A 326-nucleotide genomic window follows, 5' to 3' on the forward strand; every position below is an offset into this window, starting at 1 on the left:
GATGCCGCCGTCATCGTCGTCATTCGGTTTGGTATTTTTGCCATCGATCTCGATGGTGAAATCCCAGCCGGTACGCTGGGCAAACTTCAGGCTGTTGCCGTCAGCACCGCGCACAATAACAAATTCATACAGCCGATATTGCCCAACCGGCAGGCTAAAGCGCGTCACTTGCGCGCCGATCACCCAATGAATACCGCCCAGCAACTTAGATTCATCAACATAACCATCGGCGGCGGCAATCTCCGCGAACGAGGTATCTGCCGCAGTGATACCAAATGCATATTGTACGGTGTCATCCGCCGTCGAATAGCCTTGCGCATCGGATT

1 protein-coding gene is annotated in these 326 nt (G+C 53.7%); it reads right to left on the reverse strand.

The genetic code is table 11. From position 1 onward, the window contains the following. Window positions 1-326, reverse strand: a 326-nt coding sequence (locus AC2A1E_RS24440) for a hypothetical protein (protein ID WP_484385912.1), incomplete at both ends; no start/stop codon positions are given.

The sequence above is a fragment of the Serratia sp. HNCC26DJ206 genome (assembly GCF_057180605.1).